General features: G+C 42.0%; 14 protein-coding genes. 6 read left to right on the top strand and 8 right to left on the bottom strand.

The features are described from left to right. Nucleotides 1-55 precede the first annotated feature (55 nt). Nucleotides 56-763: a hypothetical protein gene (locus tag C900_RS23285; protein ID WP_009582747.1), complete on the top strand. Its 708-nt coding sequence runs from the start codon at nt 56-58 to the stop codon at nt 761-763. Nucleotides 764-819: 56 nt separating this feature from the next. On the opposite strand, the gene C900_RS23280 is transcribed toward C900_RS23285, so the two are convergent. From C900_RS23280 to C900_RS23245, 8 genes are all read right to left on the bottom strand, one after another. Further along, nucleotides 820-1,914, bottom strand: coding sequence for a hypothetical protein (locus tag C900_RS23280; RefSeq protein WP_009582746.1), 1,095 nt, complete (start codon nt 1,912-1,914; stop codon nt 820-822). A 4-nt stretch (nt 1,915-1,918) separates the two neighbouring features. Beyond that, nucleotides 1,919-2,827, bottom strand: a complete 909-nt coding sequence (locus tag C900_RS23275) for a hypothetical protein (protein WP_009582745.1) — start codon at nt 2,825-2,827, stop codon at nt 1,919-1,921. A gap of 17 nt (nt 2,828-2,844) precedes the next feature. Further along, nucleotides 2,845-4,506, bottom strand: coding sequence for a SusD/RagB family nutrient-binding outer membrane lipoprotein (locus C900_RS23270; protein ID WP_185113993.1), 1,662 nt, complete (start codon nt 4,504-4,506; stop codon nt 2,845-2,847). Between the two features lie 10 nt (nt 4,507-4,516). Continuing rightward, nucleotides 4,517-7,738 carry a SusC/RagA family TonB-linked outer membrane protein gene (locus C900_RS23265; protein WP_009582743.1) on the bottom strand — a complete coding sequence of 1,074 codons (3,222 nt, stop codon included), beginning with the start codon at nt 7,736-7,738 and terminating at the stop codon, nt 4,517-4,519. Nucleotides 7,739-8,179: 441 nt separating this feature from the next. Next, complete coding sequence (locus C900_RS23260) at nt 8,180-8,809, bottom strand: response regulator transcription factor (RefSeq protein WP_009582742.1); 630 nt, start codon at nt 8,807-8,809, stop codon at nt 8,180-8,182. A 13-nt stretch (nt 8,810-8,822) separates the two neighbouring features. Next, the gene (locus tag C900_RS23255) at nt 8,823-11,831 is read right to left on the bottom strand and encodes a ligand-binding sensor domain-containing protein (RefSeq protein WP_009582741.1); all 3,009 of its coding nucleotides are present in this window, start codon (nt 11,829-11,831) and stop codon (nt 8,823-8,825) included. 268 nt (nt 11,832-12,099) lie between these two features. Further along, nucleotides 12,100-17,130 (bottom strand): putative type IX secretion system sortase PorU2, encoded by a 5,031-nt coding sequence (porU2, locus tag C900_RS23250; RefSeq protein WP_009582740.1) that lies wholly within the window; start codon nt 17,128-17,130, stop codon nt 12,100-12,102. Next, on the bottom strand, nt 17,127-18,203 hold the full coding sequence (locus C900_RS23245; RefSeq protein WP_051052977.1) for a putative type IX sorting system protein PorV2: 1,077 nt from the start codon (nt 18,201-18,203) through the stop codon (nt 17,127-17,129). Before C900_RS23245 ends, porU2 begins: the two co-directional genes overlap by 4 nt. 356 nt (nt 18,204-18,559) lie before the next feature. On the opposite strand from C900_RS23245, the gene C900_RS23240 reads away from it, so the two are divergent. From C900_RS23240 to C900_RS23220, 5 genes are all read left to right on the top strand, one after another. After that, on the top strand, nt 18,560-18,901 hold the full coding sequence (locus tag C900_RS23240; protein ID WP_009582738.1) for a PadR family transcriptional regulator: 342 nt from the start codon (nt 18,560-18,562) through the stop codon (nt 18,899-18,901). Nucleotides 18,902-18,955: 54 nt separating this feature from the next. Beyond that, on the top strand, nt 18,956-21,394 hold the full coding sequence (locus C900_RS23235) for a PspC domain-containing protein (protein ID WP_009582737.1): 2,439 nt from the start codon (nt 18,956-18,958) through the stop codon (nt 21,392-21,394). A gap of 411 nt (nt 21,395-21,805) precedes the next feature. After that, nucleotides 21,806-22,249, top strand: coding sequence for a carboxypeptidase-like regulatory domain-containing protein (locus tag C900_RS23230; RefSeq protein WP_009582736.1), 444 nt, complete (start codon nt 21,806-21,808; stop codon nt 22,247-22,249). An 8-nt stretch (nt 22,250-22,257) separates the two neighbouring features. Next, a complete protein-coding gene (locus C900_RS23225; RefSeq protein ID WP_009582735.1) occupies nt 22,258-22,695 on the top strand; it encodes a DUF3995 domain-containing protein in 438 nt (145 codons plus the stop codon). Nucleotides 22,696-22,761: 66 nt separating this feature from the next. Continuing rightward, complete coding sequence (locus C900_RS23220; protein ID WP_009582734.1) at nt 22,762-24,162, top strand: S41 family peptidase; 1,401 nt, start codon at nt 22,762-22,764, stop codon at nt 24,160-24,162. Nucleotides 24,163-24,167: the final 5 nt, after the last annotated feature.

The following is a 24,167-nucleotide window of genomic DNA, read 5'->3' as shown; positions in this document are numbered from 1 at the left end:
GGACTTTCGACTTGGATCTCGTCTTCGAGCTATCTCAATACTAAAATATACGTATATGAAAAAAATACTTATTCCTGTAATGCTGTCTGCAATAGCAACTCTATCATTGGGGCAACACATAGATTCACATGCCGGGAAAGTGACCATAATAGACGGTTCAGTTAACCCAGGAGGGGTAGTGGATGAAATTAAATTACCCCCTCCCGAAGTGGTTGGAACCTACTACATCAATGACGACTGGCAAATGGGAGAAGTAACCATGGTCTCAAAGCTGATTTTTAAAAACTATCCATTGAAATATAACATTGAAGGAAATTACCTCGAAATATTGGTGCAAGGACAGCCTAAAGTATGCGATGAAAAACTTTTTAAGAGCTTCAAGTGGTTTAATGCCATGGGTGATTCATCACGCTTTGTCCACTGCAGGTACTACAAATCAGAAGTACCGTGCATTCATGGGGTGTACGAAATAATTTATGAAAGAGGAAAAATACAGCTATTATCAAAAACAGAGGTATATGAGAGGGACCCAACTTATGTAGCCGCCTTAAATGCCGGGGATAGAAATATCAAACTGATAAAAAGAGAAAGTTTCTATTTGGCAAATGAAAACAGCGTAAAAGAGATCCACTCCTCAAAAAAGCAAAACGAGGCCGTTTTTGGGGATAAATTTGATGAGGTACTGCGATACGCAAAAAAAGAAAAATTGAAGTTTAATAATAGGAAGGATCTGGTTGAGATAATAGACTTTTATGTAAAATGAGCTTGTGAGAAATAAAAAAGCCTCTTTCGAGGCTTTTTATTCAATCTAAATCTCTTCTACTGCCTGATCAGTCTTGTTACTCCTTGATCCCCCGCTGAATTTACCCATTCGATATCAATAGTTACATCTGCACCATCAATAGTGGCTGTACCTTTATGTTGGAAGAAAGCTCCTGATATGGGTGTCACTGTGCTACCGCAAATATTCAAAGAACCTGCTGATTTGGCCACACCTCTAATCTGAGGGTACTCACCAAATGAATTATCATCCAGGGCATACTGTCCATCGTTAGTTTTTGTCAATGTTACCGTTGCTTCAAGAGCATGGTATTCAACTCCCGTTCTCGTGACCCCATGTGATATTGCACGATAAGTACCAGCCATATCTATTTCAGCAGGACATACCACATCAATGTCTGCCACTTTATTGGTAATCACCTCCTGAAGTTCATCTTTGATAAATACAGACACTCCGCCATCAGTAGTATTACCTCCAGCCGTAAACGTACCTGTAATAACTCCGGTAGATTTACCTATCAAAGCATCGATATCGGCCTGGTCAAAGTCTACTACTCCACCCACTCCCACAATACTTATTGAGGCTACACCACCACTGGGAACACTATTAACAGTAATTGTAAAATCTGTTGATTCTCCCGAATATAATAAGCCGTCAGCATCCGCCAGCGCTACTACGAAATCAGGTTCAGCAAATTTATAATCCAATTCTACAACGGCAGATACCGAAGTAGATTTAGGAGATACTTCCCCGGTCTCGGTATCCTTTTGAGAGTCAATTGCCTTAATAGTAACTTCAAAGTCTCCGCTATAGTTAAAAGGCATAGTAACCGAAACAGTAAATGAACCTTTTTCCTTTCCAACAATGCTCGACTTGTTAATAACAACAGTTCCTAAATCATTGGTAGTTGAAACCTCCACATCGCTAATTACACCTGGAGCATCTATAACAGAAACGGTAAAATCTACAACATCACCACCCACCGCACTTTCATCCGAGGCAGTTAGCTTCAAAAAAGGAGCATCCAGTTGCCGGGCGGGATTGGCATCTTCAAAGTCATCCACACAGGAAAACAGCAATATTATGGCGCTAAGACCTAATAAAGCTTTACTATATATATTTTTTGCCTTCATTTTTTTACTTTTTGGTTAAAACAACTGTCCAGGTTAGTCCATTGAAGCTTTCAAAAAGATTCAAGGTTAAAGTACCGGTATCCGGGTCCCAGGTGCCACCCCCTGTATCTACTGTCGCACCAAAAGTGTTTGTAGGTAGCATCTGCGGAGAGCCGCAGATATCGTAGATATCTCCGGGATAAGCCTGCCCGCCAAAAGGAACGTAAGCCAGAGAGGAAATATCAGAAATCTGATATCTGAATGGCTCTGGTCCTTTAAAGGTGATAGTTACCTCATCATTTGTACTCCCGATAAACCCTCCAAAATTACTGGTTGTAATCACAGAGCTATATGTACCTACAAACTCCGCCTGATCAGAAGGACATCCCACAAACAGGGTGAACGAAGTGGTAAAACTTGTAGTTGCCGAAGAGTTCGTGATATTTGGTGTCACATTGGAATTTCCACCAACCGTAGTACTCGGATAAACCGTACCATTATCCATGGTGGTTCTATTTAAAAAAGTAAAGCTGTCCCCACCGGCAAGGCCACCAAGACCTCCTGGTAGATCCAAGGCATCTACTAATGCCTGGGCAGTAATATCCTGATCTTTTAGTACTCCATTGGCAGCATCGATATCAGCTTGCGTATAAGTTTTCATGGTAACAGTATCAGAATTAACTCCTCCACTTGAGTAGAAAGCCCTGATCTCGACCGTTCCCAAATTTTTACTTTCCGAATACAGATCAAATTGCAGCTTAGCGCTACTTAAATCATCAAAGTCAATGAAGCTAAAATCAGGATCCACAATTATTCTCACATTCGGACCCTTTCCGAAATCCTGAGGGATCCTTAAGGTATCCTCATCTTCACAGGCAAATAAGAACAATCCAATTACACCTGTTAATAAAATTTTATATATATTTTTCATCATTAGATTTCTTTAGATTGTTAATTATTATCCCAGAAAACTTTCTGTGTGGCAATCACCCTTTGCGATGGAGCATTCGGATTCAACTGAAGGTTTCCGATATCATAAGGAAATGATACGGGGAATTGCCTGGTTTGAACCGTTACGTTCAAATTATCAGTGTTACCATTATGCAATTCCGGATATCCTGTTCTTCTGTAATCGTTGTATGCAACCAATGAATTTCCAAAAACGGCAATCCATTTTTGTGTCATGATGATCTCAAGCTGCCCGGCCGCCGAAGAGGCATCATAACTGGCCAGCACCGCATCTCTATAAGTTGTGATGTCCGTGCTGCTTATAGTGGGAGCAGAAGCCATACCTGCCAATTCATTTACTTTAGCAAAAGCAGCATCTATGGCATCGCTTAACAGTGAACGGGCATTTCCGCCAGTAGTTCCTACCTGCGCCAACTCTGCTTCTATAAACAACCTTTCATGGTAAGACAGCAGTCGTTGGGGTATACCAGGATTTCCCGATACCTGACCTGCGGTTAAGCTTGCTCCATTAGCAGCAATTCCTCCATTACCATCATCATATCTACCCCCAAGAGGATAAAGCCCTGCCACGGTTTGTGATCGCCCCTGATCGAAGCCTTCATTAGGATCAATATTAAATGAATACGAGTAGATGGACAGGAAAGAAGTTCCAGCATCTGAGGGACAATATGCACACGGATTTTCAGCATCGCTATCGCTGGCTCCGGCTGGCAATTGATTAAAGAAGTAATAAGGCAAGCGTGGATCTTCAACTCCAAACTGAACACCTCCGTGGCCAAATGTATCCTGGGATCTTAAGATCTCGAAAAAGTAAGGATCCATATAATAGAATGATCCACCAGGAGACCACTCCTGTACGTATCCAGGGTTTCGGTTTTCCGGAGAAATACTGGATCCATATACCAATTCAAATTCATCTGCCGCTGAGATGAGGTCACCTTCGTTCAGGAGAGCTGTTACATCTGTATTTACATTTTGTACCAAACGGATGTTATTATACATTCTCAGCTTTAGCGTCTTGGCAAGCTTTCTCCACTTAGTAAGATTCCCTCCATAATACAGGTCATCAGCTCCCGGAGAAAAATTGGAAGATTTAGCCAGGTTAGCTATACCATCATTAATAGTCAGGAATAAGTCGGCATAAATAGCTGCACCTCCATCAAACGGAGGGAATGGATTGCTAGAGCCTTGGTTAGCCTCGAAATAAGGCACCTCTCCCCAAACGTCTACAAGTGTAGCATAGATATAAGCTTTCATGATCTGGGCAATACCCACATAATGAAAATCGCCATTTTCCGTACCTGCATCAATAATGTTGGTTAAGTCAGTAAGAGCACCGGCATAGATAGAGTTCCATGCGGTGGTAATGGCGAAATCACCACCCTGCAATCCATAATCATTAAGATTACCGCGTCTTACATAATGGTGCATAATCGTGCCGGCATATCCATTCAATCCTCCCGGGCTATTTCCAAAAATGAATGCCATATTCACCTGTGCTGAGGGGAGCAACTGGTTCAATTGTGCATCAGTAGGATTGTTGGGATCCGTATTGATATCCAGAAAATCCTTTTCACAGCTCGCCAATATCACCACAAGTAGTGACATCGATATATATCTGTATAATTTATCTATAGTTTTCATTTTTCTCATTTTAGAATGTTACACTCAGGTTTACGCCATATCTTCTCACTGAAGGCGCTGAAGTAAATTCAAATCCCTGTGCGTTGGTATTACCAAACTGGCTGACTTCAGGATCGAAATTAGATGCTTTAGGGAAGTTAGGTGCGTTGTACCACAGATTCCTTCCTGTAAATGCTATTCTGGCGGAACCAAAAGGTGTTTTCTCTAATAAACTTTTTGGAAATGTATAACCTAAAGTCACCTCTCTTAACCTAATGGTAGTAGCATCCCATACTGACCATTCATCCTGAGCATTGATGGCGAAGGTATTTCCAAACCACAGGGTATTTTCCTCCACGATTGTCTGATTGGGTATTTTATTACCTGCATCATCTCTTAAGGGCTCACCTGTGTTAGGGTCTCCATAAACACCAGGAATAATCTTGGTAATCTCTCTGTCCTCAGTATCCTTTGTCACACCTCTACCTAATAGTGAAAGGTTGGTTACAGAATAAAGATCGCCACCTTGCCTCCAATCTATAACAGCCGACAGAGAGATCCCTTTCCAACTGAAGGTATTCGTGATACCCACCAGGAAGTCAGGGTTAGGGTTACCGATGATCCTTGGCGTAAGATCAGCAATAAGCTGTCCGTTGGACGGATCGATTAACAGATTACCCTCATCGTCACGGGCTGCAACGGTTCCCCTTATGAGACCGTATTCCTGACCTACAATATGAACCGCTTGTACAGAACCTGCAAAAGTATTTCTCAGTACAATCTCGTCAGTTCCTTCCAACAGTTCTTCTACAGTATTTTTATTATGAGTGAATGTACCGTAGAAATTCCATTCAAATCCATTATTCAATCTCACCGGAGTCACACTCAAGCCCACTTCAACGCCTCTGTTCCTTACCTTTCCTACGTTAGTGAAGAACGACTGAAAGCCAGACTCAGCGGGAATAGCAACACCTGCAATCTGATCTTCCGAATCTCTCTGATACACAGCGGCATCAACACGTATTCTGTTATTGAAGAATTGTAGTTCAGTACCAAATTCTATCTCAGTCGTAGTCTCAGGTTTCAAATTAGGATCGGGGGCGGTATTTTGTAATGTTGCGCCAGGCACACCAATAAAAGGCATTGCTGTTGCTCCGGCAGCAGTGATACCATTAGCATTAAGGAAATAAACCGGGTTCAATTGGTAAGGATCTGTATCATTACCTACCTGCGCCCAGTTGGCTCTTAGCTTACCAAAGTTCAACACATTTGAAGATATGTTTAAGGCATCCGTGAAAATGAATGACGCACTTACGGCAGGGTAAAAGAAGCTCCTGTTATCTTCGGGAAGCGTGGACGACCAGTCGTTCCTGGCTGTTAAATTCAGAAACACGAATTCTTTGTAGTCAAAGCTGAAGTCAGCATAGGCTCCTATTAATCTCCTCTGAGAGTAAGTTCCCCCAAACGGGATAACGCTGTTCGTATTGTCAATATCATCGATATCAAAAGCGACATAACCGGTTCCCTGGAAAGCCTGTGAATCGAAAGTTCTTTGGTTAATATTGTGACCGATCAAACCTCTGAAGCCGATATCTTCTGTAATATCTCTGGTAGCTGTAATGATCAGGTTGTAGTCTACTTCCTGGAATGCTACATCAAAATCAGTGATCTGACCGGAACCATTGGCTCCTCTCGATCCGGGACGGAACCAGTCTGTTTGACGTTGAGTATAGCCATTCACACCGAGTCTTGCACCAACATTCAACCAGTCCAGAACATCGTATCCTACATTGACAGTAGCTGTGTACCTGTCTGTTTCGGATTCCATTCCGGCATTTTTAACAGACCAAAGAGGGTTATCAGATTGCGAAGTAGCTATAAAGAATACACTCCCTCCGGTTAGCGGATTCTGATAGGGTTGCCCATGAAGGTCCCAGTTTCTTCCCAGGTAGAGGGTACGGCCAAATGCTGAAGCATTACCTATAGCATTGTTAGCGCCACCCTGGAAACTGTGCTGGAATGAATTGGTGTACTGTAAGTTACCTCCAATGGTAAATCCGTTGGCCAGTATTGTTTGTCCTCCGATACTGAAATTAGTTCTTTTAAACTCTGTTTCAGGAACAATACCTTCCTGATTTGTCCTGCTTGCCACCACGGTAAGTACGGAATTCTCATTACCACCGCTTACTGAGATAGAGTTTTCAAGTATATGGCCTGTTTTGAAGAAATCCTTTACGTTATCAGGATATGCGCGGTATGGAACTGTTGTGCCCCAGTATTCCTCCAGCCCGATAACACCATCATACCAGTGAGGTATTTCTGTAACCGAAGCATAAGGTTTTGTCCCAACAAACGGGGCGCCCCACGAACCGTTTACCTGGCTATAGTTGAAGTTGGTACCAGTACCATAGGTGTTCTGATAGTCCGGCAGGTTAGCCACCTCTTCCATTGTGTAAGCAGAATTAAGGGTGATTTCTAATCCCTTTTTAGATACTGTAGGGCTACCTGACTTGGTAGTGATCAGCACAACACCGTTAGCCGCTCTTGAGCCATACAGTGCGGCAGCAGCAGCTCCCTTGAGTACGGTCATAGACTCGATGTTGTTAGGATCCAAATCCTGAATACGGCTACCATAAGAACCTCCACCGGTAAGTTGGTTGAATGTAGCGTTGGTGCTGTTATTGAAAGGTACACCATCAACTACAAATAACGGTTGATTATCGCCAAGCAGAGACGAATTACCTCTAATGGTCAACCTGGTAGCACTACCCGGAGCGCTACTTGAACTGATGATGTTAACTCCTGGTATTTTACCTTGCAACGCTCTCAGAGGATCTGGTTCTGATACCTGTTGTACCTGATCACCTCCTACACGCTCTACACCATAGCCAAGTGCTTTAGCTTCTCTTCTTATACCCTGGGCAGTAACGATGACCTCGCTCAGTTGGGTAACATCAGAAGCCATTTGAACATCAATTACAGACCTGGTGCCAATCACCGTTTCCTGCGACTCCAAGCCGATGAATGAAAATATCAATGTTCCTCCTTCTTGCGGAACATTTAACCTGTAGTTACCATCGATATCGGTAACTGTACCGGTAGTAGTACCTTTCAGCACCACGTTTACACCGGGTAGCGGCTGTCCTTCATCCAGTGAAGTCACCTTTCCCGACACCGTTCTTTCCTGGGCTAACAAGTCGGAGCTTCCGAAAGCCAGCACCAGCATGAAACTAAAGAGTAAAAACTTCTTCATATTGTACTGTTTAAGTGATAAAATGAAATTCGACCTCCTTATGATTAAGCTTTCAAGATTGGGTATGAAATAATATTTGGAATACCAATGATGCTGCAAAACCTAATTCGGATCTTAATCAAAGGTCTCAAAATGGGTAGTCATTAAAATCCCCCTAAATGCTTGATTTTTGGAGTATTTTTATCACCACAAAGGATGTTTTTAGGGTATAAACCTCCCCCTGACGTCAATATTGTCGAGTTATATCAGCTCTTATATGATGATTGAAAAGAAGCACCTGAACTGATGCAAAAAATTAAAATGGGTGAGAAATAACCGCGCCATTTGGATTAAAAGCGCGGCATCCCGTCCTACTTTTGACGAGTAGATCCTTTAAGCATTGAGCAATATGTGTGGAGACTCTATAATATCACCGGGCCAAAGGAGAAAGCTTATATATCATCAGATCAGCTTTTCCTTTGTTGCTTTCGCTATCGCTTCTGACTTACTATTGACCTGGAGTTTTGAGTAAATATTTTTGATGTGCGATTTGGCTGTTTCTTTTGTAATAAATAGTTCCTGTGCTATCATGCTGTAGCTCTTCCCTTTAGAAAGCAGCTCGAGTACCTCTGTTTCTCTTGCCGAAAGGGGTGAGTTGGGGTTTTTCTGGAAAGAATTAACAACCAGTTTAGCTATTTTACTGCTCATAGGAGCCCCACCCTGTATCACCTCGTCAATAGCATCCAACAGCTCAGTATGGCTCGTGTTTTTAGTGATATACCCTGATGCGCCAGCGCACAAGGCCTGGAAAACCAGTTCACTATTTTCATAAATAGTGTTGACGATGATCTCTACACTGGTGTTGATCTTTTTTATGGCCGAAATAGCTTCTATTCCGTTCATACCTGGCAGCTCCAGGTCCATCAAAATGATCTCCGGCTTATCTTTTTTTAAGTTTTTTAAGCAGTCTTCGGCATTGTCATACCCACTTACCACGTAGTAGTTGCTTACGCTATTGATGATTAAGGAAAAACCCTCTCTTACCGCATCGTTGTCTTCAACGATTACAATTCTTGACCTGAAGTAATTCATTTGTTGTTATAGTTTAATAAATTTTAAATCCTTTTTGTCTTTGTTCTGATTGAATACTTCCGCAAAATAGAATTGTCGTACCTCGTTCCGGGGTGCTTTCAACTTCTACCCGGCAATTGATCTGTTCCGCACGGGAATGAATATTTTTAAAACCATTACCTTTTCCTTTTTGTTTTTCGCCAAACCCTATCCCATTATCCATAAGTTTAATAACGAAATCACTTTTAGTAAAGTTTAGGTTAAAGTGAACCTCCGTAGCCTGAGAATGTTTCAATGCATTTGTCATTGCTTCTTTAAAAATAAGCACGATCTGGCGACTCCATCCGGAAGGCAATGATAAACACTCCCCATTCAACTCATCTGATCTTGAAAAGAAAGAAATGTCCGTTCTGTTAAAAAGGTCTTCTCCAAAATCTTTTATGTAGGTAAAAACCTCCCCCAGATGATCACTTTCGGGGTCAATGGACCATATAAAGTCTTTAGTTCCGTTGAATAATGATTTCGTATGCTTCTCAATGTTTTTTAGCAATTCATCTATCTCCTCAGACTTATCCTTCAGCTTGAGGCTGATGAGATTGGCAAAGACCGTTATGCTCGCCAGTTGATTTCCCATATTATCATGAAAATCCCTGGCCATTCGCTTCCGCACTTTTACCAGTTCCTCGGCACGAATGCGCTCCACCGTCAGTACTCTGTTAAGATTAGCGCGTATTCGGTAGTCATTAAACAGTTTGATTGTCACCAGGAATCCCAGAATGAGTATAATAAAAAACCAGGCCTTCTGCCAAAATGGAGGGACAATTTCAAAGGTTATTACAGCAGGCTCTTTAGTCCATACACCATCGCTATTGGCAGCGATCACTTCAAATTGGTAGTCACCAGGAGAAAGATTGGTATACACAGCTTCCGATTTTTTAGTTACAGGGCTCCATTCCTCCTGTAAACCGATCAGCCGGAACCTGTAAGTCACTTCCTCCGGGTTGGTCAGGCTATTTCCGAAATATTCTATAACTACATTATTTTCATTGTAAGGAAGCTTCGGCCTGACGGGCAAACTGAACCAGTTAGTGGTACTATCTGTATATTTCGCCCAATCCACCTCTTCATAAAACAACTTGAGGCCGGATATGTATACGAGTGGCTCGGTTTTGTTTACTGAAGCCTTTCCCGGATTGAATTTGAAAGCGCCTTCCGAGCCCCCAAACCAGATATTGCCCTTCATATCTTTGTAAGCTGTGTTATGTGCGGTTTGAAAATTATGGAAACCTTCAATTTTACCATAGTTTTTAATCCTGTCAATTGCTCCTTCATCGGAAAGAAAAATAATATCCATCCCTCTTTCGGTACCAACTACGAGATTGCCTTCATCATCAAATATTAGGTTGTAAATGAGATCGGAACTCAAACCTTCTCGTGAGGTGACGAATTCCTTTCTTTTTGTTTTGTTATTGACGTGTAGTATCCCATGCCCAGAATAACCAATCCAATAGTTACCGAAGCTATCCTGCAGGGCAACATTCACCCGCTTGTCAAAAACATCGGGATCATTGAAATCGGCGCGCATTTTATCCTCCATGTAATAGCTAAATCCATTACGTGTCACCACCATCACCTTACCTTCTACAGGCTCTGATATATTCCAGATAATATTATCATAGAGACCGTTTTCTGTTGTGTAATTATGAAAGTGTGTGCCATCGAACCTGCTTAATCCGTTAGAAGTACCTATCCACAAGTTATTCTGGCTATCTGTAAACAGGCATCGAATGGCATTATATACCAGCCCGTCATCTACGTTGAAACAGCTATAGTGTTTTCCATCAAATCTTATAAGCCCGCTACTTCGTGTTCCCAGCCAAACATTGCCCTGTTTATCTACAGTACTGGCCCATAAATAGGCGTTATTAATACCCTGAGCCTGCCCCAGGTTGATAAATTCCTCACCATTATAGACATCGACCCCATCACCATAAGTAGCAAACCAATAGTTACCCTGCAGATCTTGCACAATTGATGAAATAGGATTGGAACTAAGGCCTTGCTCCTGCCCGTAATGCGTAAATATTTCATTGGATAATTTGTAAATTCCGTCTCCGTCCGTTGCAAACCACATATTACCCTCTCTGTCACAAAACATGCTGTTTATATTAGCATCCGTGAACCCCTGAGAAGATGAAAATCTTTTCACCTCGTTGTAGTCATATTCAACAAGCCCAAAGGCTGCAATTCCCCAAAAATTGCCGGGATCTTTCACCAATGCCGACTTTAAGAATATACCCTCCAACGGTTCGAAGAAATCAAAAATCTTGTCAGGCTTATTAGGGTCAAAGCGTAACAAACCTTTTGTAGAACCAAGCCAAAAAATATTTTCTTTATCAATGAACAAGCTCAAAAGGTACCCCTTAAAGTCGACATGGTTGATAACATTGACGGGTGTACCATTATTAAACCTAAAAAGCCCTTTGACAACAGAAATAAACCAGATCTGGTGAGCGTGATCCTCTGCGATGGCTACTACTTTGTCATTAGGAGCATGGGAAACATCATAAATTTGCACCTCACCAGAAACAGCATCAATTTTTCCAAGATCTCCCTTCGGAGCTGAAAACCATATGTTACCTGCATGATCTTCATATACTACATTTATGGAAACTTCAGCTTCATCGTCTCCCTCTACCCGGTAATTCCGAAAACTGTTGCCATCGTACCTCGAAATCCCTGTGGCTGTGGCTGCCCAGATATTCCCATTTTTATCTGCAGTTACATCTCTGACATAATTGCTCGCCAAGCCATCTCTTATGGTAATATTTTCGAACGTAAGACCATTGAATTTTGAAAGCCCTCCTCCCAGGGTGGCGAACCATAGGTTGCCATACTTATCCTGGCAGATATCTACAACCCTTTCATGGGCCAGCCCTTCCGATATTCCGTAGTTGATAAAGTTATAGCATTGGGAAAAAGATACTAATGGGCTACCCGAGACCAGTAAGCAAAGAAAAAATATTAAAATCCACCTTCTCACCTGTGCAAGATAAAAACAATTCTATTTTCCCGCTAATTGGGGGATGATATGTGTAGTGTCTTCTGTTAACCAGACAATTTTTTCGAGTGAAAAATTCAGGCTGCTGCTTAAAGTTTTAGCATCAAGTTTTGGGTTGATCTCAATTCTCTCGCTGGCCCTTCTCTGGCGCGCGTTTAGCGAAGCGTAACGCGTGCCCCATGCGAAAGATTACCGTTAGTGTACGGAAGTAACTTCCGCGCTATATGAGGTGCGCTCGTGTGTTCCAAAACTACCTCAGCAAATACAACTTCCCAAAGCCGTTCTTAAAAGCCTTATCAGCCGAAGTCTTTCGGTGGTCCAGAGTTTCTCCGTTTTGCTTTACGATCACCCTGTAGAGATAAACTCCATTGGCCAGTTGGTCTCCAAATTCGTCTTTACCATTCCAGGCAAATTCTGATATATTATTACCAATCCGTATAGAGCCCAGCTCATATTGTGTGATCTCACGCACGATCTTCCCGGAAACCGTCATGATCTGTATCTTGATCTCATCGGGTATCTCACTACCGGTCAGCGTAAAAATAAATCTTGTACTGGACGAGAATGGATTCGGGTATGGGTAAAAATTTGTAATGGTTGACTCATTCACCACTTCAAAATTTATTGCATATGGTTTTGCCCCGGAAGCATTTCCACTGGCATCTTTGGCATCAATCCGAAGCGTATATTTTCCATCTTCCAGCATTTCCGGTTTATACTCTATTCGAAAATCCTTTTCATTATTAGCCGGAAACCACTGCATGTGCCGGGAAGAAAAAGACACGCGTGTAAACTCGCAAGTTTCACATGGGTGCTTCAAAAAGATATTAATGTTAGTTGTATCCTGCTTGAAAATATATTGATTTTCATCCTTTAAACGTATTGAAATAAGAGGACTGGGAGACACTATATCGCCATCCATAATGTACACCCCATCAAATGCCACATCAATTAAAGGGTTGATATTATCTTCATGCACGGTAAGATAACTTTTCTCGTCAAAAACATTATTCTCAAAATATTGCTCCGGCACCTCTCCGGGATTTACGTAAACATTGTAATCGTTAACCCCACCTTTACCTACCGTTTGCAGGTTGATATTAAAATTAGTAGTATCTCCGGGAAATGGTGATTTGATCTTTATTGTCTTAGCATTTGAAGTTCGGCTGCTTTGGTTAAATAAGGTATAACGTACGGAAACCGAATCCGGGAAATTATGTTTTGATATATTTTTAAACCCAAAAGAAGTCTCTACAGATCCTCCCTCAGAAGTTTCTTTATGCTGTTTGGTATCTTCATCTACCAGCAAAACACCTTCCGGGACGCCAGAATAGATCACCTGCCATTTTTTCAACTGAGCAGGAGTAAGATTGACATTATCCTCTATATTATATTTCAATCGTAAATAAGGATACTGAGTAGCATCAATCGTGCTTATATCAACAAGTTTCGCTGTTTCATTCGTGTGCAGTTGCACTTCATCTCCACTGCTATTGATCCCAAAAATATCTATCCCAAACACATCTGTCTGGGGTGTCTCTGATATAGCTACATTACTGATCAAAAGCTGCCATTGTGATGCCGGCCCGATCAGGGTGGAACTCATACTGCCGGATGAAAAGATACCTGTAAGTGTTTCATCTAGCTCTATTTGTTGTTCGTCTGCCGGCACTGTTGTCGCCTTTATCTCAGTAGCGGTACCGGGAGCCGCTCCTTTTCTTCCCAGCAAAATATAGGGTTCACCATTTTGCAAAGCCGCCAAATCAGCCGCAGAAGCTCCAATTTCTTCTAATTTGGCTCGTACAGTAGCAGACCAGCCAACGAAATTGGGATCACCTATGCTAAACAGGACTACAGAATCGGCCGTACCGATATTATCTATCACCTGAAGAAAATCATCACCGCCTGCTTCCAACTGATTAAATTGAAAACTGTTGATCACCTGGGGAAGGCGGCCACATGTCCTTGTGTCTAAGATATCAAATTGAATAGGTGCGTATGGTGCGGTAGTAGATTTATCAAATGCGATAAGGTTAATGGTGTTATTCCTGCATGGTCGCCCGTTATTGATAATGTATGCAGAACCATTCAATTCTACGGCTACATCAAGGTTGGTAGCTCCATGGTTGGCGCCATAAGTTTTTATGTATACATCAATTTCACTCTCAAGGAATTTCAATTTTTTGCCTGCCTCATCACGATCCAACCCTAATAAGGTATTGTTATCAAACTGAGCAAACTTACTTTGCGACCAGCCCTCAGGTCCGTCTTTGATATAAATAAACGAGCCGGAAGACCACTCATCGCTCTCTCCTTCTGAAGATTGTGCGAATTTAGAGCGCCAGAAATATACCACACTGTCGTTGGCAGCAATGTCGGGCAACAGATCTACCTGCCAGCTAGCCAGCAGCCTGGCGCTAATAGTATTTTGTTTCTTAAAAGGGCTGTTAAATGTTTTGACCGTATCGATCTCAATAACAAAATTACGGGTACCTGAGAGAATATCAGTGGCCTGAACCAAAAGTTCGACCGGCTGAGAAGATACTATGGAATAATTTATCGGATAGAGGTTCTTTGTACCAAAAAGCGGTATAAACGCATTTAACAGAGCCGTATTGTTACCTTCATTTAATTCGTCAATTTCATTGCCATAATCAATCTCTACGAGGAACTGGTTATTCCCAAATCCTGTAACATTTTCATTTTTGATGATCATAGTAAGTGTATCCTGGAAATATACCGATGAGAACAGGGAATCGTAAACCATGGTACTGTTGTCGCTCATTGTTCTTGTCACCCGCATGGTCATATTTCCCGAATGTGTCCGGCCAAAATTCCTGACAATAGCCTTAATGGCAAAGGAATCCAACTGTGCCGAAACCGGCTCTTCTGTAAAAGACTCGAGGAATATATTATCTTCATGTATTTCATAATCAGGTTGCTCCGCACCAAATAACATTATTGCCGGATCTCCTAACAATACCATTTGCTGAACCTGGGAAATGTTTGCTGCTGTAGTACTTGAAGACGCCATATAACGTATAGCCACTTCCTTCTGAATATCACCTATCGGCTTACTCATGTAAACAGAATCACCATACCCGGTTCCGTAAAATATATTGGAATATTTCCTCAGGTTGGAAGCAAAACCAAACGAACTGTGAGCCACGAACCCGATAGCGCCTTTGTTCTCAGCCAGTATCCAATCTTCGCCAAAAAGAATATTGCCACTGAAGAACTGACCCGCGTTACATCCATTTACCAGGAAGGTCGGATATTTGCCGGGATTATTATATCCTAATAAGGGATCGCTCACAAAGCCTATGTCAATATCCGTTACCGAAGGAGCGGAATGCCCGAAAAATGTTACAAGGTTGAGACCGCTGTTCACTTCATCTTCCACGTTGATCAGCTCGACCGTGCTGTTAGTCTCTTTAGTAATGGTCTTTACCTTTCCCCCGAGGTATTTGTCTTCAGCAATATCACCAAAACCATTAGTATAGCTTCTAAACAGGCTCAATTCTGCTGTGGATATCCCTCCGCTAAGATGGAGTATCCTTTTTCTCCATAGGTCTTCAAATGGCTGCGCTTCCATCTCCTTCACCTTGTTGAGGTAGGCCAGCACCTGAGCTGCAGTCAAGGCCGGGATCCTACCCACAGGCACAGCAGGCTCGTAAGTGGTGCCATCGAGTCCGGCTGTAAAAATGATGTCTGAGCCGGGATTCCCTGCCGAGGGCACCAGTTCCCTGACATAATGGGTAACCCCAAAACGGGTGACAGGTATGTAATCCGGTGCTCTCCGGTGAATATTAACACTGGGGTCCAGTCCCTTTCCTATGAGAAACAGGTATTTCGGGTCTCCATTGTCAACCATAAATTTCATAAAACGGTAAATAGCCAGGGGGCCCACCTCACCATAGTTGAACTGGTTGTAGAGCATTTCAATATCAGCAACAAGCACGCTGTAACCACCTCCCGCTGCAGAGGCCCGATAGTCGGCATAAGCCTGTACAGGATCAGCGACTGAGCCTACAGACTTCATAAGCAGAGGGTGGCTTATGATAATGTAGCTATAGCTGGCGGGGTTAATGTTCTGAAAATCTACGCGGTGCAAAACGGGAGTAATATAATCAGTGCCATTTACCCAGAGCGTTCGACTGGTGGCTGTATTATTTACTATTGCACTAATGGTTGAACCTGAGGTATTATGTCCTATCCTTATAACATTGGCAGGATCGGTAACATCGTAAATTTGCGGTGTTGCCGGTGCATTCTGCACTTCAACATACGATTTATTACCTGCTTTTGTCTTCAATACGAATTTACCACTATTGGTACCGACCATATCAAAAGCTCTGGGATAAACAAGACGCACATACGAGACACTAAGTCTGTCATTACTACCACTTATACCTTGCGCACTTACCCTTACCAGCAGATCTCCCGTTCCACTAATATCAGTCCAGTTAATATCAGCCTCAAATAAATAACTTTCGTACTGATCAAATTGAACGGTTCCCAACGAACGCAGAGATCCTGAACTTGCACCCACAAATACCTCTGCCTGATGAGCAACATCATCGCGGCCGGTCAGCAGCAATTGCAAACGTGGATCACCACCAGACTGCACCGCTGAAGTAACTCCCGAAAGGGTGTAATCTATAGACTGCCCTTCCTGTATCTGCTTGCCTGTCCAACCTTCTCCGTAGTCAAACCAACTGTATTTGGTAACGTCACCCGTATTGAAGCTTCTGCCCCCGGAGTACTGGTCGGTATTGATCTGCAAAACAGACTGATCATGTGCGCCTTCCGCAGCCAATCCATTTATATTATTCTCTGAAAAGGCGGTCATCCTTTTGCCTACCGTGGGCACAAGGTTGTAAGTTAAGAAGTAAGCGGTAGTGTCGCTGTATATATTGTAATACTGGTGTGGTTGCGCATCTGCCGGTTGGTACAGATCACTATCAGAAGTACCATCATTTTTCCGCCCATAAAATTCAATGAAATCTGATGTATTGAATACTGCATCACCCTGACCCTGAACGTGGATAGCCTGCTCCTGCCCCCGGTGGAATATTTGCAGTCTTCGGGGATCAACAGAATTGACAGGAAAACCGGCGCTTACCAGATCTGCATAGGATATCCTGTAAAAGCCATCTTGTGCTACAGGTATTTTATAGTATTGCTTATTATTATCTACCCATTCATTGCCATAGTTTTGTGCATGCCCGGCAATGGCTATTAAAAGAAAAAATAAAGAATAACGTATTCTTCTCATCATTTTTTGTTAAAACCTGCTTTCAATGAAAAAACATGTGAATACAAAGACTCCGACTGGTCCCCTATATCCGTTAGAGCATAATCCACGGTAAGATTTTTAACCTGCACACCCAATCCAAAGTTAGCCTGAAATATCCGGTAGGTAGATCCATCAAAATCCTTTACCTCCTGTACATTACCAACCCCGGCTCTTAAAAACACCAGTTTCTTATAGTCAATTTCCATCCCGAAGGAAGGTTCAATAGAAGCAAAATCAGATTTAACAACAGTATTTCTCTTACCATCAAATGAAGTCAGCAGGTCTAGAGATGCCAGCACACCAAAGTTTGACTTAACAACAAAATGCTTCCCAACACCCAAGATCGCCTTTGGTAGTGTCACTTCAACAGAGTTTTCGGGGATAACATTCCCTGTTTGCGTATATACATCTATCACCAGTTCTGTGTTATGTGTCCAGGCATTAAAGGTACCCGTTACATCTCTGAGCATTAAACCTACATTCCAGCTATTGCGCCTGAGCTGAGCTCCGGCATCGAGACCAAAACCCCACGCATTGGCAAAATTTCCAGCTACACGATGCACAACTTTGAAGTTGGCGCCTACCTGAAGTCCCTTAACAAACTTCATTTTCCGGGCATAGCTAAGTAAAAAGGCATAGTCAGCAGCAGAAAAGAAGCGGATATTATCATAATTGATAGCCCCGTTGGCATCATACAAAAACCTGGTATCAGGTATATCATCTATAGCAAAGCGAATGATCGAAACCCCCAGATGACTCATTGAATCAACCGGTGTGGCAAAGGCAGCGTAATCATACTTAGCTATGCCTGCAAAATACTCCGCGTGCATCAACGCCAGTTGATATTTATCAGAGATATTCAGTAAGCCGGCAGGATTCCAGTATCCCGCAGTAACGTCAGCTACATGTGCTACCTGGCTGTTTGACATGGCTAAACCACGGGCTCCAACACCTATTGAAAGAAATTCATTACTGTATTTAGGAGTATTGGTTTGTCCTGCCACAGGAAGACAAAAAAATACAATGATGACTGAAAGGGGTAATATTCTAATCATTCAATAAAACTAGAAGTGGTTTTGGTAAATATATCTAAAACGAATCCTCTAAGAAAGAATTTTCATATACATTAAGTTCATTTTTTAATACTTTCTTTTAGGCAATCGTAACAAGGAACAGGTAAAAAAAGAGGTTATTACTGATCAAAATAAATAATAAATATGAACTTATAAAGAATATTTAATACAAGCTAATATTTTTTACTCAGTACTTGGCCATACATAGTACCTTTTCCGTATACTTGAACAAGGTCAAAAACTCAGGAGCTGCGTGAGCCTGGGCTCACGGGTGAGTTGGTGTAGCAAAATAAAAAATTTGCTGCACCAACCTAATAAGCTCCTTAAAAGGAAAATGTATGAATTTAGAAAACACACAAGTGCAAATGCGGAAAGGTATTCTCGAATACTGTATACTGCATATCATCTCCCGCGGAGAGGTATACGCCTCTGATATGCTGGAAGAACTGACAACCGCTAAAATCATGGTTGTAGAGGGTACACTTTACCCCCTTCTCACCAGGCTGAGAAAAGCCGGACTGGTGGAGTATAAATGGGTAGAGTCAAATTCAGGACCACCAAGAAAATATTATACCCTCACCGAGCTGGGTATGGATTTTCTTAACAGCCTGGACAGTACCTGGAAAGATCTGGTAAAGTCAACCAAGTTGATCACTTCTAAAAAAGCCAAAGTCAATTAATGTGATCGGCACCAGAAATTTTAAACATCCAAAAGATTTAAAAAACTCAAAAAAATGAAAAAGAACATAAGTATAAATATCAGCGGTATCATCTTTCACATTGAGGAGGACGCATTTGAAAAGCTGAGAGACTATCTCGATGGCATTAATCGATACTTCTCTAATTTCGATGGCAGCCAGGAAATCATCGCTGACATTGAGAGTCGCATTGCAGAGATATTTTTAGCCAAGCTCAACGAAGGCAAACAGGTCATTACCGCTGAAGATGTGGACAGTCTGATAACAACAATGGGTAGTATTAAAGATTTTCAAGCGGTTGAGGAAGAGGAAGCGAATCATGAAAAATCTGATAGCTATTCGGAATCAGAGTCTTCCTGGTCAGAATCAGGCAGAAAGCTATATAGAGATGAAAAAAGGAAGCTCATTGGTGGTGTATGTGCCGGAATAGCACACTATTTCAATCTGGATCCGCTTTGGATCAGACTTATCACTATCATATTATTTCTGGGTAGCTATGGTGTACTTCTGATAGCATATGCCGTTTTATGGATCGTATTGCCCTCAAGCTACGACCTGTCGGAAGATAAGAAATTAAAAAAGATGTACCGTAATCCTGAGGGAAAAGTGATTGCCGGGGTATCTTCGGGTGTAGCCACTTATTTTGGGGTAGATGTAGTAGTTATAAGATTGCTATTTGTACTATTTACACCAGTGGGTGGCTCCGGGCTGCTTGCTTACATCATTTTGTGGATCATATTACCGGAAGCCAAAACCATTACCGACAAGGTACAAATGCAAGGTGATCCTGTTACGCTTAGCAATATTGAATCCAATATAAAAAAGGGTCTTAATGTAAAAGAAGGGGAAGAAAACATACTCATAAAGATACTGTTATTCCCATTCAGGTTAATTGCAGCCATCATCAACGGCCTTGGAAAAGCGCTTGGTCCTATTATGCTTTTTATTGTAGAGTTCATTCGAATTATCGCTGGAGTAATATTCGTATTAATTGGCGCCTCCATGATACTTGCACTGGTGGTAACCCTTGGGATGTTTTTAGGCCTTTTCAGTTCAGGGTTATGGGGACCTGATACTCCCTACCTGATGTTTGGAGAAATAGGTCTGCCGCTTGACCTAATTTCCACCAGTTTTCCTGTACTTACATCGGCAGCCGGGTTCCTTCTGCTGGTAATCCCAAGTCTTTTTATTATCCTTCTGGGGGCATCTATAATAGCCAAACGCATAATATTCAATGCAACTGTAGGCTGGTCTTTATTTGCCATATTCATTATCAGCGGCATCGTAGTTTCGGTTAATGTTCCTCAGATCATACTCAACTTCAAAGAAGATGGTGAACACAAGGTAACTCAGACTTATGATCTGGGCAACAAAACCGCTGTGCTGAAACTCAAGGAAGTCGGCATGGAAGATTATGACGTAACACGACTGAAATTGCGTGGACATGAGAAGAGTGAGTTTGAACTCGTACAGATCTTTGAAGCCCAGGGACGATCAAGAAAAGAGGCCATCGAGAATGCGCAGATGGTAACTTATAATGTTGCAGTTGAAGACTCTGTATTCACCTTCGATTCCAACATACGCTTTAAAAAAGATGCCATTTTCAGAGCACAACGCCTGGATGTGACACTGTATATTCCTTATAACAAACCATTTTTAATGGAAGAAAACCTGCGATATATTTTACGAAATACTATTTACCAAAATGGCTACAGAGTATCTGATATGGAAGGCAACAGGTGGATGTTTAATGAAGAAGGCAGACTTATATGTATCACCTGCCCCGAACCCGTTAGAAACAAAAACGAAGAAGATATGGACACGTGGTCTGGCAATGTTACCGACCGGGAGTTTGACAGGGCTTACACCTTCAATCGCTTTGAAGCGGTTGAAATTGAAAGCGCTTTCACTGTACATGTAATCAGATCAAATACATATAAAGTTGGGATCAATGGGCGGTCGTCTGATTTGGAAGAACTGGAGGTATACCTGGAGGGTGATAAATTAAATATCACCTATGATTTTCCAAAAAAATTCAGCCTCGATGACCTCGCCAGAAACAATGTAGAAATATACATTTATGCTCCTGAACTGAATGATCTGGATATTACGGGAGCCTGTAAGTTATATATGAAAGACTTCAGACAGCGGCAGATGAGTATTTCACTTACCGGAGCTTCGTTTGCCAAGCTCACAGATCTGAGTGTAGACGATCTGGAAATAAAACTTACCGGAGCTTCAGAACTTGAATTGAGAGGAAAAGGCCTGACCATGAATGCAGACATTACAGGTGCTTCAAACTTAAATGCTTACGACTACGAGGTACGTAATGCACAGGTCGAGGCACATGGAGCCTCTTCTGCCAAAGTATATGTCACTGAAAAGCTTAACATAGAAGAAACTTTTGCCAGCAATGTAAAACACAGAGGTGGCGCACGTGTACGCACAGAACGTAACGGTATTACTATCAACTAATACTGTATATACTATGATACAGAGGCCGTTTTGAAGCACCCATCCTTTGAGATGGCCTCAATGTTATCAAGCTAAGAAAGGAGATTTTCTAAGAAGTACAGTCATCTCGCCTGTCCCGAACTTGCCTTAACTTGCCTTCGGAGGACCAGAAGGGAGAGGTCCATGCACCTTTGACAAATGGCTAAATTTCAATTCCTGCGATAACAAATCACAAACTCGCCTGTCATTATCCGCAAAATCAACTAAAAGTTGTTGGTTGCCTCGACATGGCATCCTTAACTCAATAGTTTTTAAGCGGCCTCTGGTGACCTCACCTGCGATTCTATGGCCTGGAATCTCAAAAAAATAGCATTTTCGTAATGAATAACATCGGCAAAAGGGTAAATTTACATTAGATCAGGTCATGTAAAGATGAAGCACCTTTTTATACCTATATTAGTATTCTTCGTTATCAGTTGCAAAAGCATGCAGGCTCAAAAAATAGAACAGGGTATAACGGGAACAGTACGGTGGTATGAAGGCAATATGATGCCGGGCCCCGATACCAAAACCAATGAAGGGCAAGCCGTAGAAAGAGAAATCCATATCTATGAGCTGGTAACGATGCAAGCTGCTCATCGTGAAGGTGAACTCTACAAAGATGTGCCTTCAAAGCTGGTGACCACCATAATGACTGACAGGAGTGGTAATTTCTCAGTTAGTCTTCCGCCAGGGCGTTATTCTTTGTTTACCAAGGAAGAAGATGGGCTTTTTGCCAACACATTTGATGGAGAGGGTAATATAAATCCGGTTACTGTAAAGGAAGGGAAGGTAACAGAGGTAAAGATAAATATCAACTATAAAGCATATTACTAACCCGCACCATGGAGACTGTTCTAGGAAGTATAAATGCCTTGTTGCTGCTCTCCATCAGCCTGTTGCATTTTTATTGGATATTTGGAGGTAAATGGGCGGCCGAAGTTGCTATTCCCAAAAAATCAACAGGTGAAAAAGTATTTACTCCAGGCACCTTCGCGACATTTATTGTAGCCACAGGGTTACTGTTGTTGTCTGCCCTTTTCGTAGCTTATACCGGTATTTTTGTCTTACCCCTTCCCCATCAATTTCTCTCATATGGGGTGTTGTCCACTGCCATTGTATTTACACTTCGCTCTATTGGTGAATTCAGATATGTGGGGTTTACTAAAAAAGTAAAAGACAGCGAGTTCGCGGTGATGGACTCAAAATATTATTCACCGTTGTGTCTTTACCTCGGCATTACCAGTCTGATTATCTACCTTTTACAAGTTCCGGGACAATAGAATTTTTTTTGCAACGTTACTGTTGCTAATTTTAGGTTTTGTATGGAATAAAACCCTAAACTCAACATGCCAATTATAAAAAGATTTTATATTACCGGTCTGCTAATCATTATAGCACTGGCTGGCTTGACCAGTTGCAACGATGATGATGCCCACAATCCTAATATAGATGCGAATAACTGGATCTATGATGTGATGAAGGAGGTATACTACTGGACTGACGAAATACCTGCAAATGTGAATCGCGGTCAGGACCCCAGTAACTTCTTTCATCAACTCCTTTCCGATGATGATAGGTTCTCAGCGATCGTTCCCGACTACCAGGAGTTAAAGAATGCCCTTAGCGGTGTATCCAAAGAGGCCGGTTATGAGTTCGCACTGGCCCGTGTAGAAAACAGCAATGATGTGGTAGCAATCATTCTATATGTAAAAAAAGACTCGCCTGCTGATGATGCCGGTCTCAAAAGAGGAGATGTAATTTCTCAGATCAATGGCACCACTATTACCATTGATAACTACCGGCAATTGATATCCGAAACATATAATAACCACAGTATTAAATACAAGAGATACAGTGAAGAGTCCGATGAATATATCGATAAAGGCACCTTGACGCTTAATGCCGTTGTGGTATCTGAAAATCCTAATTTTATGGATACGGTTTATGCAGTTGGCAGCAAGAAAATCGGCTACTATGTGTACAATTTCTTTTCTCCGGGCACCAACAAAACGACCGTTTATGATAATGAGATGGATCAGGTAATTGCAAATTTCAAGAGCCAGGGCATAGATGCACTCATTCTGGACCTCAGGTACAATAGCGGGGGCGCTGTAACCTCTGCTCAAAATCTGGCCAGCCTGGTGGGTAGCGGTGTAAATAGTAGTAAAATATTCTACAAAAATCAATACAACGATCTCTACCAAAATTATTTCAACAATCAGCCGGATGGTGATGAAGCGCTGAGGGCTCACTTTCTTGACAAGGCTGAGAATATTGGCAATGAGATCGGTGGTGAGCTATATATTCTTACCGGCTCAAGAACGGCATCAGCAAGCGAATTGATCATTAATGGACTGGACCCATACATGCATGTAACGATCATAGGTGATACCACAGTTGGTAAAAATGTCGGCTCATTTCCCATTGAAAACACTAAAGACCCTAATATCCACTATGGCCTGTTGCCGATCGTATTTAAGATATTCAATAGCCAGGACTATTCCGGCTATGACAATGGCTTTACCCCTTTGGGCGAAAACCTGGTAAATGATTTCAGGCAGCCTATGCTGCAGTTGGGCGATATCCAGGAGCCCCTGCTGGCCCGTGCCATAGAATTGATCGAAGGTACAAGCGTTGGAGGAAGAAAGCCTCGAATTGAAAGTAAAGAATTCACACCGATCATGACTTCTATTGATAAAAAGAGGAGAACCAACAGACTTATTATCGAGGGTTTGAAAAGCAATTAATGTTC

The organism is Fulvivirga imtechensis AK7, assembly GCF_000331535.1.
In the GTDB taxonomy this organism is placed as follows: domain Bacteria; phylum Bacteroidota; class Bacteroidia; order Cytophagales; family Cyclobacteriaceae; genus Fulvivirga; species Fulvivirga imtechensis.
This window is presented reverse-complemented; position numbering and strand designations above follow the sequence as displayed.

Bases quoted from the DNA above. Each gene is read 5' to 3' on its own strand.
- C900_RS23285 (WP_009582747.1), top strand. From the start codon at position 56: ATGAAAAAAATACTTATTCCTGTAATGCTGTCTGCAATAGCAACTCTA.
- C900_RS23280 (WP_009582746.1), bottom strand. From the start codon at position 1,914: ATGAAGGCAAAAAATATATATAGTAAAGCTTTATTAGGTCTTAGCGCC.
- C900_RS23275 (WP_009582745.1), bottom strand. From the start codon at position 2,827: ATGATGAAAAATATATATAAAATTTTATTAACAGGTGTAATTGGATTG.
- C900_RS23270 (WP_185113993.1), bottom strand. From the start codon at position 4,506: ATGAAAACTATAGATAAATTATACAGATATATATCGATGTCACTACTT.
- C900_RS23265 (WP_009582743.1), bottom strand. From the start codon at position 7,738: ATGAAGAAGTTTTTACTCTTTAGTTTCATGCTGGTGCTGGCTTTCGGA.
- C900_RS23260 (WP_009582742.1), bottom strand. From the start codon at position 8,809: ATGAATTACTTCAGGTCAAGAATTGTAATCGTTGAAGACAACGATGCG.
- porU2 (WP_009582740.1), bottom strand. From the start codon at position 17,130: ATGATGAGAAGAATACGTTATTCTTTATTTTTTCTTTTAATAGCCATT.
- C900_RS23245 (WP_051052977.1), bottom strand. From the start codon at position 18,203: ATGATTAGAATATTACCCCTTTCAGTCATCATTGTATTTTTTTGTCTT.
- C900_RS23240 (WP_009582738.1), top strand. From the start codon at position 18,560: ATGAATTTAGAAAACACACAAGTGCAAATGCGGAAAGGTATTCTCGAA.
- C900_RS23235 (WP_009582737.1), top strand. From the start codon at position 18,956: ATGAAAAAGAACATAAGTATAAATATCAGCGGTATCATCTTTCACATT.
- C900_RS23230 (WP_009582736.1), top strand. From the start codon at position 21,806: ATGAAGCACCTTTTTATACCTATATTAGTATTCTTCGTTATCAGTTGC.
- C900_RS23225 (WP_009582735.1), top strand. From the start codon at position 22,258: ATGGAGACTGTTCTAGGAAGTATAAATGCCTTGTTGCTGCTCTCCATC.
- C900_RS23220 (WP_009582734.1), top strand. From the start codon at position 22,762: ATGCCAATTATAAAAAGATTTTATATTACCGGTCTGCTAATCATTATA.